15 protein-coding genes, 1 tRNA gene and 2 pseudogenes are annotated in these 13,842 nt (G+C 73.4%); 5 read left to right on the top strand and 13 right to left on the bottom strand.

The window, feature by feature from the left end:
• The first annotated feature begins 52 nt into the window (after positions 1-52).
• On the top strand, positions 53-1,012 hold the full coding sequence (locus QE405_RS20500) for a cyclase family protein (RefSeq protein WP_307205127.1): 960 nt from the start codon (positions 53-55) through the stop codon (positions 1,010-1,012).
• 7 nt (positions 1,013-1,019) lie between these two features.
• On the top strand, positions 1,020-2,669 hold the full coding sequence (locus tag QE405_RS20495) for a class I adenylate-forming enzyme family protein (protein ID WP_307205120.1): 1,650 nt from the start codon (positions 1,020-1,022) through the stop codon (positions 2,667-2,669).
• Positions 2,670-2,729: 60 nt separating this feature from the next.
• Here QE405_RS20495 and QE405_RS20490 read toward each other — a convergent pair whose 3' ends face one another.
• Positions 2,730-4,085: an MFS transporter gene (locus QE405_RS20490; protein ID WP_307205116.1), complete on the bottom strand. Its 1,356-nt coding sequence runs from the start codon at positions 4,083-4,085 to the stop codon at positions 2,730-2,732.
• Positions 4,086-4,289: 204 nt separating this feature from the next.
• On the opposite strand from QE405_RS20490, the gene QE405_RS20485 reads away from it, so the two are divergent.
• Complete coding sequence (locus QE405_RS20485; RefSeq protein ID WP_307205100.1) at positions 4,290-5,105, top strand: helix-turn-helix transcriptional regulator; 816 nt, start codon at positions 4,290-4,292, stop codon at positions 5,103-5,105.
• Between the two features lie 26 nt (positions 5,106-5,131).
• Entirely contained in the window at positions 5,132-5,938 is an 807-nt protein-coding gene (gene aac(3), locus QE405_RS20480; RefSeq protein ID WP_307205094.1) for an aminoglycoside 3-N-acetyltransferase, read from the top strand.
• Positions 5,939-5,973: 35 nt separating this feature from the next.
• Here aac(3) and QE405_RS20475 read toward each other — a convergent pair whose 3' ends face one another.
• Positions 5,974-6,516, bottom strand: coding sequence for a TetR/AcrR family transcriptional regulator (locus QE405_RS20475; RefSeq protein WP_307205089.1), 543 nt, complete (start codon positions 6,514-6,516; stop codon positions 5,974-5,976).
• A 71-nt stretch (positions 6,517-6,587) separates the two neighbouring features.
• Here QE405_RS20475 and QE405_RS20470 point away from each other — a divergent pair, with 71 nt between their 5' ends.
• The gene (locus tag QE405_RS20470; RefSeq protein WP_307205081.1) at positions 6,588-7,283 is read left to right on the top strand and encodes an SDR family NAD(P)-dependent oxidoreductase; all 696 of its coding nucleotides are present in this window, start codon (positions 6,588-6,590) and stop codon (positions 7,281-7,283) included.
• A 24-nt stretch (positions 7,284-7,307) separates the two neighbouring features.
• On the opposite strand, the gene QE405_RS20465 is transcribed toward QE405_RS20470, so the two are convergent.
• The 11 genes and pseudogenes from QE405_RS20465 to QE405_RS20420 all read right to left on the bottom strand — a co-directional run.
• Positions 7,308-8,348 carry an extracellular solute-binding protein gene (locus QE405_RS20465; protein ID WP_307205073.1) on the bottom strand — a complete coding sequence of 347 codons (1,041 nt, stop codon included), beginning with the start codon at positions 8,346-8,348 and terminating at the stop codon, positions 7,308-7,310.
• Between the two features lie 43 nt (positions 8,349-8,391).
• Positions 8,392-8,817, bottom strand: coding sequence for an SDR family NAD(P)-dependent oxidoreductase (locus tag QE405_RS20460; protein ID WP_307205064.1), 426 nt, complete (start codon positions 8,815-8,817; stop codon positions 8,392-8,394).
• 25 nt (positions 8,818-8,842) lie between these two features.
• Positions 8,843-9,214 (bottom strand): annotated as a pseudogene (locus QE405_RS21025) (SDR family NAD(P)-dependent oxidoreductase); the annotation flags it as partial.
• Positions 9,211-9,606: a nuclear transport factor 2 family protein gene (locus QE405_RS20455; RefSeq protein ID WP_307205057.1), complete on the bottom strand. Its 396-nt coding sequence runs from the start codon at positions 9,604-9,606 to the stop codon at positions 9,211-9,213. The gene QE405_RS20455 and the pseudogene QE405_RS21025, both read right to left, overlap by 4 nt.
• Positions 9,607-9,787: 181 nt before the next feature.
• Positions 9,788-9,863: transfer RNA gene (locus QE405_RS20450), tRNA-Ala, on the bottom strand.
• Between the two features lie 149 nt (positions 9,864-10,012).
• Positions 10,013-10,903, bottom strand: a complete 891-nt coding sequence (gene sepX / locus QE405_RS20445) for a divisome protein SepX/GlpR (protein ID WP_307205049.1) — start codon at positions 10,901-10,903, stop codon at positions 10,013-10,015.
• 88 nt (positions 10,904-10,991) lie between these two features.
• Positions 10,992-11,603, bottom strand: coding sequence for a GNAT family N-acetyltransferase (locus tag QE405_RS20440; RefSeq protein WP_307205959.1), 612 nt, complete (start codon positions 11,601-11,603; stop codon positions 10,992-10,994).
• A 1-nt stretch (position 11,604) separates the two neighbouring features.
• Positions 11,605-12,108 carry a MogA/MoaB family molybdenum cofactor biosynthesis protein gene (locus tag QE405_RS20435; RefSeq protein ID WP_307205040.1) on the bottom strand — a complete coding sequence of 168 codons (504 nt, stop codon included), beginning with the start codon at positions 12,106-12,108 and terminating at the stop codon, positions 11,605-11,607.
• Entirely contained in the window at positions 12,105-12,530 is a 426-nt protein-coding gene (gene moaC / locus QE405_RS20430; RefSeq protein ID WP_373459500.1) for a cyclic pyranopterin monophosphate synthase MoaC, read from the bottom strand. Before moaC ends, QE405_RS20435 begins: the two co-directional genes overlap by 4 nt.
• Before the next feature lie 68 nt (positions 12,531-12,598).
• Positions 12,599-13,315, bottom strand: coding sequence for a molybdopterin molybdotransferase MoeA (locus QE405_RS20425; RefSeq protein WP_307205027.1), 717 nt, complete (start codon positions 13,313-13,315; stop codon positions 12,599-12,601).
• 97 nt (positions 13,316-13,412) lie between these two features.
• Positions 13,413-13,790 (bottom strand): annotated as a pseudogene (locus tag QE405_RS20420) (gephyrin-like molybdotransferase Glp); the annotation flags it as partial.
• Positions 13,791-13,842 lie beyond the last annotated feature (52 nt).

Raw genomic sequence — 13,842 nt, 5'->3', positions numbered from 1 at the left:
CGTTGCCGAACGGCCGTTCGCGACCCGTCCGGCACGACTCCGTGGAGGAACCATGTCCGACGGCACCGCCCCCGACCTGACCGACCTGCTCGCCGACTCCCCGTCGAACTGGGGCAAGTGGGGACCCGACGACGAGGTCGGCAGCCTCAACTACCTGGGTCCGGAGCAGGTCGTGGCCGCGGCCGGCCTCATCAGCTCGGGCAAGGTCTTCACGTTGCAGCGCCTCATCGGCGACCCGAAGGGCGACCCCGTCTGGCCGGGCCGCACCCCCGCGACCCGCACCCAGATCCTCGACGAGTCGAGCTGGGACGGCGCCGATGCGCCGCAGTTCCCGGGCGGCCTGCACTACGCCGACGACAAGATCGACGCCTTCCTGCAGGGCTCGACGCAGTACGACGCGCTCGGCCACGTCTGGTACGGCGGCCAGCTCTACAACGGCTTCGACGCCCGCACGACCGTCGGCGGCATGGACAAGGCCTCCGTCGAGCCGATCGCCCAGCGCGGCGTCGTCGGCCGCGCGGTCCTGCTCGACATGGCCCGCTTCCGCGGCAAGGACACGCTGGACTCCGCCGAGACCTACACCCACGAGGACCTCGTGGCGTGCGCCGAGGCCCAGGGCGTCGAGCTGCGCAAGCGCGACATCCTCCTCATCCGCACGAACTACCTGCAGCTCTTCTTCGAGCTGGGCGACAAGTTCTACGAGGGCTTCTGCGAGCCCGGGCTGGTCTACAGCCCCGAGCTCGTGCAGTGGTTCGCCGACATGGAGATCCCCAACCTCGTCACCGACACCATCGCCAACGAGGTCACCATCGACCCCGAGAACGGTGTCGCGCTGGTGCTCCACAACGCGCTCATGCGCAACCTCGGCATCGCGTTCACGGAGATCTGCGACCTCGAGGCGCTCGCGGCCGACTGTGCCGAGGACGGCCGCTACGAGCTCTTCTACGCCGCCGCCCCCCTCAAGGTCGCGAAGGGCAGCGGCTCCCCCGTCAACCCGCTCGTCGTCAAGTGAGCCCGGCGTGAGCGTCTACGACGAACGGCCGTGGCTGGACCGCTACGGCCAGCAACCGCCGGAGATCGAGCCGGACCACCGCAACGCCCTCGCGATGTTCCGCGCGGGCCTCGCCCAGGAGCCCGACGGTGTGGCCGTGCGCTACTTCGACGGGGTGCTCACCCGCGCCGAGCTCGACGCGCAGAGCGACGCCCTGGCCTCGGGTCTCCTCGCGCACGGCGTGGCCCCGGGGGACCGCGTCGCGGCGTACCTGCAGAACGTGCCGCAGTTCCTCGTCGTGCTGCTCGCGGCGTGGAAGGCCGGCGCCGTGATGGTCTCCGTCAACCCGATGAGCCGTGCGCGGGAGCTCACCTACCTCCTCGAGGACTCGGGGGCGCGGGTGCTCGTGTCCCTGGAGTCGTTGTACGACGAGGTGGCGCGCGACGTCGTCCCCGGCAGCGCCGTCGAGCTCGTGCTCACCACCAGCGAGCTGGAGCACCAGACGCGGCACGACCCCCGCCTGTTCGCCGGGACGGAGCGGCAGCGGCACGAGGGCACGACGGACCTGGCGGCGTTCATCGACGCGCACCGCGGCCAGGTGCCGCCGCCCGTGACGCTCGGGCCGGAGGACGTCGCGTTCCTGACCTACACGTCGGGCACCACCGGCGTGCCGAAGGGCGCGATGAACACCCACGGCAACGTGGTGTTCACCGCGACCGTCTACCGCGACTGGGCGCGCTTCCGGCCGGGCGGCTCGGTGTTCGGCATCGCGCCGCTCTTCCACATCACGGGGCTGATCGGACACATCGCGGTCAGCTTCCTGGCGCCGATGCCCCTGGTGCTGGCCTACCGCTTCGAGCCGGCGGTGGTGCTCGACGCGCTGGCCGAGCACCGGCCGACGTGCACGATCGGGGCGATCACGGCCTTCAACGCCCTGCTCAACCACCCGGACTTCACCCCCGACCACTTCTCCTCGCTCACCTCCGTCTACTCCGGCGGCGCGGCGATCTCGCCGACGGCCGAGAAGCGGTTCCTCGAGGCGACGGGACTGCAGGTGCACAACGCCTACGGCCTGACGGAGACGACGAGCCCGATGACGCTGACGCCGTTCGGCACGCCCTCGCCGGTCGACCCGGTCTCGGGGGCGCTGTCCGTCGGCGTGCCCGTGCCCTCGACGGTGGTGCGCGTCCTCGGGGACGACGGCCACGACGTACCCCTCGGCGAGGTCGGCGAGATCGTGGCCGAGGGGCCGCAGGTGGTGGCGGGCTACTGGGGCAAGCCGCGGGAGACGGAGGCGAGCCTGCCCGGGCGGTCGCTGCGGTCGGGTGACGTCGGGTTCATGAACGACGACGGCTGGATCTTCATCGTCGACCGCAAGAAGGACATGATCAACGCGTCGGGCTACAAGGTCTGGCCGCGGGAGGTCGAGGACGTCCTGGCCGAGCACCCGGCGGTGCGGGAGTCCGCGGTCGTCGGCGTGCCCGACGAGAAGCGGGGCGAGACGGTGAAGGCGTTCGTGAGCCTGCACGCGGGCCGGGAGGCCACGCCCGAGGAGCTGATCGAGCACTGCCGGGAGCGGATGGCGGCGTACAAGTACCCCCGCCAGGTCGTCGTGATCGACGAGCTCCCGAAGACGGTGACGGGGAAGATCCTGCGCCGCGAGCTGCGGGGCTCCTGAACGCGAGGAGGCCGTCGCACCCACCCGGGTGCGACGGCCTCCTGTGCAGGCGCGTCCGGCTCAGCCGGCCACGGCCATGCGGGTGCGACCGCGGAGGGCGACCGTGCAGGCGATGCTGAGCACGGCCAGCAGGGCGAGCATGACGCCGACGGCGATGCTGCCGTACGACGCGGTGAGGCCCGGCGCCAGCAGCGGCGGGACCGCGCCGCCGAGCACGCCACCCAGGTTGTAGCCCGCACCGGCGCCCGTGTAGCGGAAGCGGGTCTCGAAGAGCTCCGGCAGGTAGGCCCCGACCGGACCGAAGGCGAGACCGAAGATCGCGAGCGTCACGACCACGCCGGCCGCGAACGCGAGCGGGGTGTCGGTGTCGAGGAGCGGGAAGAGCACCAGCGACCAGGCGAGCGCCAGCACGCCGGACGTGATGATCACCGGGCGACGGCCGACACGGTCCGACCACACGCCGCCGGCGAGGGTGGCCACGCCGAGGGCCAGGGCGGCCACGATGCCCGTGGAGAGCACGAACTGCCGGTCGAGCGCGGCGCCCTCGGGTGCGGTGCCGTAGGCGGTGAGGTAGGCCGTCCCCATGTAGAAGAAGCCGAAGAGCACGCTCATGAGGCCGGCGGACAGCAGGATCTCGAGCGGCTGCTGGCGCACCACCTCGACGAACGGGAGCGGGCGCTTCGCGCCGGCGACGTCCTCCGCCCGGTCGGCCCGCTCGGCCTCGGCACGGAACGCCGGGGTCTCCTCGATGCTGATCCGGATGTAGAGCCCCACGGCCACCATGAGCGCGCTCGCGATGAAGGGGATGCGCCAGCCGTAGCTGAGGAACGCCCCGTCCGTGGTGCCGAGCACGGCGTCGCTCACCAGGAAGGTCGCGCTCGACAGCGCGAAGGCGAAGGCCGGGCCGAGCTGCGGGAAGACGGCGTAGAAGCCGCGCTTGCCGACCGGCGCGTACTCCGCCGTCAGCAGGTTCGCCCCCGCCCACTCGCCGCCGACCGCGAGGCCCTGGAGGAAGCGCAGCACCACGAGGGCGATGGGCGCGAGCACGCCGATGGCCGCCGCCGTCGGCAGCAGGCCGATCGCGACCGTCGCCGCACCCATGAGCAGGAGCGTCGTGACGAGGGTGCGCTTGCGGCCGAGCCGGTCGCCGAAGTGGCCGAAGAGCACGGCACCGAGCGGACGCGCCACGAAGGCGACCGCGAACGTCGCGAAGGAGGCGACCGTGCCCGCGGTGGACCCCAGCGCGGGGAAGAACACCGTCGGGAAGACGAGGGCGGCGGCGGTGCCGTAGATGAAGAAGTCGTAGTACTCGATCGTGGTGCCGACGCAGCTGGCGACGGCGACCTTCCGCATCTCCTGCGGGCGGTCCCCCCGTGGGGCGACGTGCCCGGGCGGTGTCGTCGACGTGGTGCTCATGCGACCTCCGTGGTCGGTTCGGGCGGCGACCTGGTGTCGACCGGCGGCGGAAGTGTCGGCCGTCACACCGACAGGTCACCACCCTCCAACGGGGGTACGCCGCTCCCCCGCCCCCGCTGCCGGAGCACCACCCCCTTCGGAGGGTGGTGACCCAGGTCACGCTGGGCGATCATGGGGCCCCGACCCCCCTGCGAGGAGGCCTCCGTGCAGCGCCCGACCCCCGACGTCACCGCCGTCCTCAACCGCGGCCTCGGTGAGGCACTGCGCCGGACCGGTCTGCCCATCGGCTTCGCGGGCCTCGTCAACCCCGACCGCCGCAGCTTCGTGATCTCGGCGTCGCGCGGCCTCCAGACGTCGTCCCTGGTGAACCTCACCGTCCGCTCCGGCGAGGGACTGGGCGGCCGGACCCTGGCCGCGGCGCGGCCCACCGCCGTGTCCGACTACGCCAGCGCCCGCGGCATCACGAAGCGGTACCACCGCGAGGTGAGCCCGGAGGGGCTCGTCTCCGTCATCAGCCTCCCGATCGCCCTCCCGGGGTCGCCGGTGAGCGCGGTGCTCTACCTGGCCGAGCGTCGCCGTACGGACTTCGGGTCGGTCCTCGCCGACCGCCTGCGTCCTGTCGTCGCGGAGCTGGCCCGCGAGATCCACATCGAGAGCGAGGTGGCGCGGCGCGCCGCGCCGGCCGCGGCCCCCGCCATGGCCCCGGAGCTGTACGCCGAGCTCGTCGACCTCATGGGCACCACGACCGATCCGCGCGCCCGGGAGCGCCTGGCGGCCCTCCTCGGCGGCACGCGCGCCGGGACCGACGACGAGGCAGCGGGGGGCGAGGTCCGGTTGACGCCGCGGGAGCGGGACGTCGTGCGCGGCGCGGGCGAGGGACTGTCGAACGCCGCCGTGGCGCACCGGCTCGGCCTGACGGAGCAGACCGTGAAGTCCTACATGAAGGGCGCGATGGCCAAGCTGGGGGTCGCCAACCGCGTGCAGGCCGCGAACGTCGCGCGCCGTCACGGCCTGCTCTGAGGGCCGCCCCGGGGGATGATCCCGCCGTGAGCACCCCCGCCTTCGTGACCCGCGCGGACGTCGCCGCCCAGCTCCGCGACCTCGGGTTGTCGCCCGGCGACGTCGTCATGGCGCACGGCGCGCTCGGCGGCGTCGGCCCGCTGCTCAACGGCCCCGACGCGGTGGTCGGAGGACTGCTCGACGCCGTCTCGCCGGGCGGCACGGTGCTGGCCTACACCGACTGGGACGCGCGCTACGACGTGCTCCTCGACGCCACCGGACGGGTCCCGGCCGCGTGGCGCCCCCACGTGCCGCCCTTCGACGCCGCGACGTCGCGCGCCCACCGCGACAACGGCACCCTGCCGGAGTTCCTGCGCACGTGGCCCGACGCCCGCCGCAGCGGCAGCCCCGGTGCGTCCGTGGCAGCGATCGGCGCCGAGGCCGAGGCGTTCACGCGCGACCACCCCCTCGACCACGGGTACGGCGCGGGCTCGCCCCTCGCCCGCCTCGTCGCCGCCGGCGGGAAGGTGGTCATGCTCGGCGCCCCCTGGGACACCATGACGCTCCTGCACCACGCCGAGGCCCTCGCCGACGTCCCGGGCAAGCGCGTCATCCACTACGAGGTGCCGTTGCTCGTCGACGGCCAGGTCACCTGGCGGATGGTCGAGGAGTTCGACACGAGCGTGCCGGTCGTCGACGGCCTCGCGGAGGACTACTTCGCCGACGTCGTGCGGGGGTTCGTCGCGGAGCACCCGCACCGGCTCGGTCAGGTGGGCGCGGCCCGCACCCTCGTGGTCGACGCCGCCGCGATCTGCGCCTTCGCGGTGAGGTGGCTCGAGGCGCGGTGCCGCTGAGCCTCGCGTCCTGACCCCGTCGGTCGTTGCGGGGGTCAGCCGCCTGGCCCCGACAGCCGAGCACCGGCCACGCGTGCCACGTCGGCCTCCGGGATGCGGTCGAAGACGTCGAGGTGGAGGAAGTGCTTCCCGATCGTCAACCCCAGCAGCGCACACACGGCGAGCGCGGCTCGCGCCTCGGCATCAGGACCCTGCAGGGCGCCGGCGAGGTTGACCACGCGCTCGTCGAGGTAGGCCCGCATGGACTCCGACGCCTCCGGCACGGTGAGCATCGACCGCACGAGGGCGTGGAGCTCGGGCGGCAGCCCGTCGAGGCGCGCGTCGACGACCTCGCGGAGGTGGGCGTCGACGTCGTCCACCGTGCGTCCGGTCAGCTGCACCGCACTGCGGAACAGGGCCGCCTTCGACCCGTGGTGCTGCATCACCAGGGCCGGGTCGACGCCGGCACGGGAGGCGATGGCGCGGATCGTCGCCTTGTCGTAGCCGTGGGCAGCGAACTCCTCGCGCGCCGCGTCGAGGATGCGGCGGGCACTCGCGGCGCGTTGCGCTGCTCGACTCGGCTTCTCTGCTGTGGTCACGAACTGACTCTACAACTGTTGAGCAGGATGACCTACGCTTCACTCAACAGACGATGAGCGGAAGGTGAGCCATGAGCGACAAGCACGCACTGATCGTCGGGGCCTCTCGGGGCATCGGCCTGGGCCTGACCGAACGGTTCCTCGAGCGAGGGTGGTCGGTGACGGCGACCCAGCGGGTGGGATCCGGCGGGAACCTGGCCCACGCGGCCGACCGCGTGGGCGACCGGTTGCGCCTGGAGCACGTGGACATCAACGACACCGCACAGGTGTCCGCCCTGCGTGAGCGGCTCGACGGGGCACGGTTCGACCTGGTGCTGGTCAACGCCGGCATCACCCACGACCGGTGGGAGACGGTGGCGGAGGTCTCGACCGCGACGTTCGAGCGCCTCATGCTGACCAACGCGCTCAGCCCGATGCGCTTCGTCGAGCAGTTCCGCGACCTGGTCACCCCCCATGGCGTCCTCGCGGTCACGTCATCGGGCCAGGGCAGCATCACGAACAACACCCGCGTGACCGGGTGGGAGATCTACCGGGCCAGCAAGTCCGCGCTCAACCAGCTGATGCGTAGCTTCGCGGCCCGCCACGCCGACGACCCGCGCACGCTGCTGCTCCTGGCGCCGGGCTGGGTGCGGACCGAGATGGGCGGCCCGGACGCGGGCCTGTCCGTCGAGGCGAGCACCAGCGGTCTGGCCGACGTCGTGGAGACGTTCTCCGGACGCAGCGGCTTGCACTACGTGGACCACCGGGGCGCCACCGTCCCCTGGTGAGGACCGCCCCGCGCCCGACCACCCTCAGCGGAAGAGCTGCTCCCACTCGGTCTGGTAGGCCGCGACCGACTCCGAGGTGAGCGAGTCCGTGTCGGGGAACGGGATGTCCTGGGCCCGGGTGATGGGCGACTCGACGCTGCCGAGGACGCTGCCGTAGCCCAGGGAGAGCGCCTCCTGGCCCTCCGGCCCGACCATGAAGTCGGCGAGCACCTGGGCCGCGTTGGGGTGCGGCGATGCCGCGAGGACGTGGGCGTACATCGGCACGCCCCAGGCGGGGTCGGGCAGTGCCCAGTCCACCGGGGCACCCGTGTCGCCCTCGCGCACGAGCGGGGCGACCATGGGCGTCACCTCGATCTCGCCCGAGGCCAGGGCCTGGGCGATGCCGAGGACGCTGGGGTAGACCCGCGGCTCGAGGTCGGCCAGCCGCTCGTTGAAGTCGCCGTCGCCCCAGTTGGCGTCGAAGAAGCGGTACTCGTCGACCACGGAGGCGAAGCCCGCCGGGTCGACGACACCGACCTTGCCCTCGAAGCGCGGGTCGAGGATGTCCTCGACGTCGTCGAGGCCCTCGGGCACCGCGTCGGTGTTCCACCCCATCGCCATCACGGCCGCCCCCGCGAGGAAGAGCTTGTCCTCCATGATGCTGGCCGCACGGTCGTAGTCGGGGTCGTCGAACGACGGGCCGACGACCGGGGTCGAGAGGTCACCGGACTCCGCCGCACGCTCGGCCCAGGCGGGGTCGGAGGTCATGTGGACGTCGGCCATCCCCCGCCCGGTCTGCGCCTCCGTCTCGACCCGCGGGGTGATCTCGACGTCGGTGCCGCGCACGAACTCGAGGTCGATGTCGGGGTACGCCGCCTCGAACGCGGTCTCGAGCCGGGCCAGGTTGTCCGGGTGCTGCGTGGAGTAGAGCAGCACCGAGCCCTCCTCCTCGGCGGCCGCCACGACGGCGTCCCAGTCGCCGTCGACCGGTCCGGACGCCGTCGGCTGGCTCGACCCGCAGCCTGCGGCGAGGAGGCCGACGCCCACCAGGGCGGCGGTCAGGGTGACGGGGGTTCGCTTCTTCATCGTGGTCTCCTGCATGCGTCGGTGGATGGGGAGGAGCGGGGGGTCAGCGTCCGTAGACGAGGCCGCCGTCGGCCGCCGCGGCGGCGGCGAGGTCGTGGGCACGAGAGGCGAGCGCCTCGCGGTGGTGCGGCTCGATCGGCACGACCCAGGAGCGGCCCTCCTCGACCGCGTCGAGGGTCAGGCGGGCGATCGCGGCCGGGTCCGCCTGGTCGGTGCGGGGACCGCCGACCGCGGCGAAGCGACGGCGGGCGACCTCGTCGAGCCCGGGGGCGGCGGGGCCGGCGCTGCGCCAGATGGCGGTGTCCACCCCGCCCGGGCACACCACGCTGACCCGCACGTGGTCCGCACCCGCCTCGGCCAGCTCGACCTGCAGTCCTTCGGCCAGTCCGACCACCGCGTGCTTGCTGGCCGCATAGGCCGCGAAGCCGGGCGCGGCGGTGAGGCCGGCCACCGACGCGGTCAGGACCACGGCCGCCGGCCGCGTCGCGCTCGACCATGTCGGGGAGGAAGGCGGCGAGGGTGTGGACGGCGCCGAGCAGGTTGACGTCGAGGACGGTGCGCCAGGTCGACAGGGGGGTCGTCCAGGTCGAGCCGGGCCGGATGAGCCCGGCGTTGGCGACCAGGAGGTCGACCGGCCCGTGCAGGGCGTGGACGTCGGCGGCCAGCGTCATGCAGGCCGCTGCGTCGGTGACGTCGACCTCGGCGGCGTGCGCCCCGGCGAGCGACGCGGCGTGCTGCTCGGCACCGGCACGGTCGCGATCAGCCACCACCACGCGGCCGCCGCGACGGACGACCTCGCTCGCCACGTGCGCTCCGATCCCGCTCGCGGCACCGGTGACGACGGCCAGACCGCCCGCGATCCTCACGCCGCGGAGCCTTCCTGCGCCCAGACGGCCGGCACGCTGACGTACGCCGCGTACCGCGCCATCAGGCCCGAGGTCGCGTCGAGCTCGGCCTGGGCCACGAACGACATGACGACGACGCCACCGTCGTGGACCACCCCGGAGGCCAGGCCCGTGCGGCCGTCGTCGAGCACGGTGTCGACGCGGTGACGGAGGGTGCGCGGACCTCGGCGCTCGAAGACCGCCAGCAGCTCGGATCGGCCGACGGACTCGTGACGCGGCCCGTCGGCGCCCTCCTCCGGGAACGGCGGGTGGGAGTAGACCGCGTCCTCGGTGAAGCACCGGGTGGCAGCCTCGAAGTCGGCCGACTCGAGGGCGGAGAAGTAGCGCTCGAGGATCTCGCGGAACGTGGTCACAGGCTGCATTCCTGTCAGAGGAGGAATCGTGAACTGATATCAGTTCAAGGTAGGGCCACCTGGCTGTGACGTCAATCACCCGCGGGAACGATCGATCCGATCCGGACCCCGGCTCGGGCACGGAGACAGAGGGGTCCGAAAAGCACTGAAGGCCCCGCCGTAACCGGCGGAGCCTTCGTGGTGGTGGAGCTGAGGGGATTCGAACCCCTGACCTTCTCGATGCGAACGAGACGCGCTACCAACTGCGCCACAGCCCCAGTGCGTCACCGTGGTGACGCGAGGAGAAACGTTAGCACCACCGTCGTCCCGGTCCGAATTCGGGTCCGGACCGCTTCACCCCCACCGGGTCGTGGTGGGAGGCCGTCACTTTCCGCAGGCCTCGCACCGCGACCGGGAGGGGAAAGGATCAGTGACCGACGGCCCGGCGGTGGTCGTCGAGCTCGGCCTGCTGGGCGGTACGCCGCTCCTCGGCCTCCGCGCGCTCGCGGCGGACCAGCTCCGAGTCGGCCTGGTCGCGGCCCGAGGAGAAGACGCCCGTGTCGTCGAAGTCGAAGGCGGGGAGCTCGCGGGCGGCGGCGTGGTCCTTGCTGACGTACGTCGGGAGCGGCACCGCGACCGGGTCCCAGAGGGTGCGCGGGTCCCGCGTCTCGGCGGGGTCGCCCGGCGTGTGCGCCCGGGAGAGCTCGGTGGCTCCCTCGGCGGACACGGCGGAGATCAGGCCCGTCTCGGCGTTGGCCTCGAGCAGGTGGGCGCCACCGTCGTCGTACCCCTCGAGACCGGCGACGAGGTCCGCCTCGCTGCTGGCGGCGTTGGGCACCTCGGTGGAGCGGGTCACCACGACGGGCACGACGCCCCGGGCCTGGTTCCACGCGGCGAGCTCGCCCTTGACCATGACCCGGCAGGTGACGAGCCAGGCGCCGAGCAGCACGACCGGGGCGGCGACGTACCCGCGTGCGATCACGCCGGTCACCGCCAGGACGACACCGGCGACGAGCAGCGTGACGAGCACGCCGAGCACGCGACGGCGGCGCTGCATGGCGCGGCGGGCGGCGGCGCGACGGGCCCGGAGCTGCGCAGGGGTGGGCGCAGCTACGGGCTCGACGACCTCCTCGGCCGCCTGGCCGGAGCCGCTGGCACCCGACGCGGCACCGCGGCGCACGAGCACCCGCATCGTCGCCGAGAAGCGCTCCACGGAGCGGGTCTGGACGGCCTCGTCGTGGTGCTTGAGGGCTTGGGGAATGAGGTAGGCCGCCCACGCGAGGGCGACCGCCGCGAAGATGACACCGCTCAGATCCACGAGCCGAGGCTACGAGCGCGGAGCGCGCGAGTTCGGGAGGTGGACTGGTGTGTCGCTTGACAACTGGTGTGACCAGGGAGAATTCGGCTCACGCCAGCCGGGTGCGCAGACCTCCGGGGCACTCCTCGGGCGTGATGGCGTAGAGCCGGTGGTCGCGCCAGTCGCCGTCGATGTGGAGGTAGCGCGGCGCGTAGCCGAACTCCCGCAGCTCCAGCTTCTCCACCACGCGCAGCGAGCTCGAGTTCTCGGGCCGGATCGCGATCTCCACGCGGTGCAGGCGCCCGGGCCCGAAGCAGTGGTCGACGGCGAGCGCGACGCCGCGCGGCACGAGCCCGCGGCCCGCGAAGCGCTGGTCGATCCAGTAGCCGATCGACGCGGACTGTGCCGAGCCGCGCAGCACGCTGTTGACGGTCACCTGGCCGCCGAACGCACCGTCGACCTCGAGCACGAACGGCATCGCCTCGCCGCGGTCGGCGAGCCGCAGCAGCTGCCGGAGCCCGCGCCGCAGGGTGAGGGGCGTGTCGGTCTCGGCGCCGGGCGGCGCGGTCGCGTCCCACGGGGCCAGCCAGTCGCGGTTGCGCTCCCGCGCGTCGCGCCAGGCCTGGGCGTCGCGCATCCGCATCGAGCGCAGCACGAGGCCGGTGGCGGGGTCGGGATCGACGATGCGAGCAGGCCAGGCCGCAGCGTGGCTCCACCGCATCTCAGTCACCGGTGCGCGGGTGGTCGCCGCCGCCGATCTGGTCGACGGCGTGGGGCACGACGTCGGCGAGCACGCCGAGCGCGTCCTTCACCCCGCCCCGGGAGCCGGGGAGGTTGACGACGAGGCAGTGGCCCGCGACGCCGGCGAGCCCGCGGGACAGCACGGCGGTGGGCACGCCCTTGGCCACCCCGGCGGCGCGGATGGCCTCGGCGATGCCGGGCACCTCGCGGTCGAGCAGGGGGCGGGTCACCTCGGGCGTGCGGTCGGTGGGCGTGAGACCCGTGCCGCCGGTGGTGAGCACGACCCGCGCTCCCGCCCGTACGGCGCTGCCGATGGCCTCCCCGACGGGAGCCCCGTCCGGTACGACGACGGGCTCGTCCGTCACGAAGCCCCAGGCCCGGAGGGCCTCGACGAGCAGCGGGCCGGTGGTGTCGTCGTACACGCCGGCGGCGGCGCGGTTGGAGGCGACGACGACGGCGGCGGGGAGCCCGGCGGCGGAGCTCATCGGGTCCAGTCCCCCGACTTGCCCCCGGACTTGGCCTCGACGCGCACGTCGGTGATGACGGCGAGCTTGTCGACGGCCTTGACCATGTCGACCACGGTGAGGGCGGCGACGGAGACGGCGGTGAGCGCCTCCATCTCGACGCCGGTGCGGTCGGCGGTGCGCACGGTCGCGCTGATCTCCACGGCCTCGTCGGTGACCTCGAGGTCGACGGTGACGCCGGACAGCGCGAGCGGGTGGCAGAGCGGGATCAGAGCGGGGGTCTGCTTGGCGCCCATGATCCCGGCGATGCGGGCCACGGCGAGCGCGTCGCCCTTGGGCACGCCCTCCCCGCGCAGGAGGCCGACGACGGTCGGCGACACCAGCACGCGGCCGGTGGCGGTCGCGCTGCGCGTCGTGACGGTCTTCGCGGAGACGTCGACCATGCGCGCGGAGCCGCGCTCGTCGACGTGGGTGAGGCGAGAGCCCTCGGGCGGTGTCGTCACGGGTGACCTCAGAACTGCTCGTCGAGGGCGAGCACGTGCACGGGCTGGCCCGCCTCGACGTGCGTGACGCTCTCGGGGATGACGATGAGGGCGTTGGAGGCCGCGAGGTCGCCCAGCAGGTGGGAGCCGTGGCCCCCGACGGGCGTGACGCTGGCGCTGCGCGCGACGTTGCCGCCGACGCCGGTGGGCACGGAGTAGTCGCCCCGCAGGAACTGACGACGACCGGCGATCGAGGAGATCGGGTGGGTCAGCGCGGCCCGGCGCAGCGGCCGCGCGTAGGGCGCCAGCCCCATGAGCTTGCGGATCGCGGGGAGCACGAACACCTCGAAGGACACGTAGGCCGAGACCGGGTTGCCCGGCAGCGTGACGATCGGCGTCTGGTCGTCGCCGATGACGCCGACGCCCTGGGGCTTGCCGGGCTGCATGGCGACGCCGCCGAACCAGACGTCAGCGCCGGAGCTGGCCGAGCCGAGCGCGGCCTTGACGATGTCGTAGTCGCCCGCGCTGACGCCGCCGGAGGTGATGACGAGGTCGGCGCGCACGAGCTGGTCGTGCACGGCCTCGAGGAAGGCGCCCGGGTCGTCGGGCACGATGCCGACGCGGTAGGACACCGCACCGGCGGCCCGCGCGGCGGCGGCGAGCATGTAGGAGTTGCCGTCGTAGATCGAGTCGTGGCCGACCTCGTCGCCGGGGTCGCGCAGCTCGGAGCCGGTGGAGACGACCACGACGCGCGGGCGGGGGCCGGGCGAGCACGTGGGAGCGGCCGACGGCGGCGAGCAGGCCGATCTGGCGGGGGCCGAGCACGGTGCCGGCGGAGACGACGACCTCGCCGGCCGCGACGTCCTCGCCGCGGTTGCGGATGTGCTGGCCCACGGCGGGGGCGCGCTCGATGCGCACCTGGGCGACGCCGCGGTCGGTCCACTCGTAGGGCACGACGGTGTCGCAGCCGGCCGGCACGGGGGCGCCGGTCATGATCTTGGCGGCGGTGCCGGGGCTGAGCGCCATGATCCGCGCCTGGCCGGCGCCGATCTCGCCCACGACGGGCAGGTGGACGGGGTGGTCCTCGCTCGCGGTGACGACGTCGGAGGCGACCACGGCGTAGCCGTCCATCGCCGCGTTGTCGAACGACGGCAGCGCCACCGGCGCCGCCACGTCCTCGGCACACGCCAGCCCGGAGGCCTCCTGCAGCGAGTGCGACATCGGCGCGAGCGGGTGGACGACGTCCATCACGCGCTCGAAGAACTCCGGTACG

The sequence above is a fragment of the Nocardioides zeae genome, assembly GCF_030818655.1.
GTDB classification, from domain to species: Bacteria; Actinomycetota; Actinomycetes; order Propionibacteriales; family Nocardioidaceae; genus Nocardioides; species Nocardioides zeae_A.
The sequence above is the reverse complement of the archived record's forward strand: the minus strand, read 5'-3'. Positions and strand labels throughout refer to the sequence as shown.

Coding starts and splice junctions, on each gene's coding strand:
- QE405_RS20500 (WP_307205127.1), top strand. CDS start 53: ATGTCCGACGGCACCGCCCCCGACCTGACCGACCTGCTCGCCGACTCC.
- QE405_RS20490 (WP_307205116.1), bottom strand. CDS start 4,085: ATGAGCACCACGTCGACGACACCGCCCGGGCACGTCGCCCCACGGGGG.
- QE405_RS20470 (WP_307205081.1), top strand. CDS start 6,588: ATGAGCGACAAGCACGCACTGATCGTCGGGGCCTCTCGGGGCATCGGC.
- QE405_RS20465 (WP_307205073.1), bottom strand. CDS start 8,348: ATGAAGAAGCGAACCCCCGTCACCCTGACCGCCGCCCTGGTGGGCGTC.
- QE405_RS20440 (WP_307205959.1), bottom strand. CDS start 11,603: ATGCGGTGGAGCCACGCTGCGGCCTGGCCTGCTCGCATCGTCGATCCC.
- QE405_RS20435 (WP_307205040.1), bottom strand. CDS start 12,108: ATGAGCTCCGCCGCCGGGCTCCCCGCCGCCGTCGTCGTCGCCTCCAAC.
- moaC (WP_373459500.1), bottom strand. CDS start 12,530: ATGGTCGACGTCTCCGCGAAGACCGTCACGACGCGCAGCGCGACCGCC.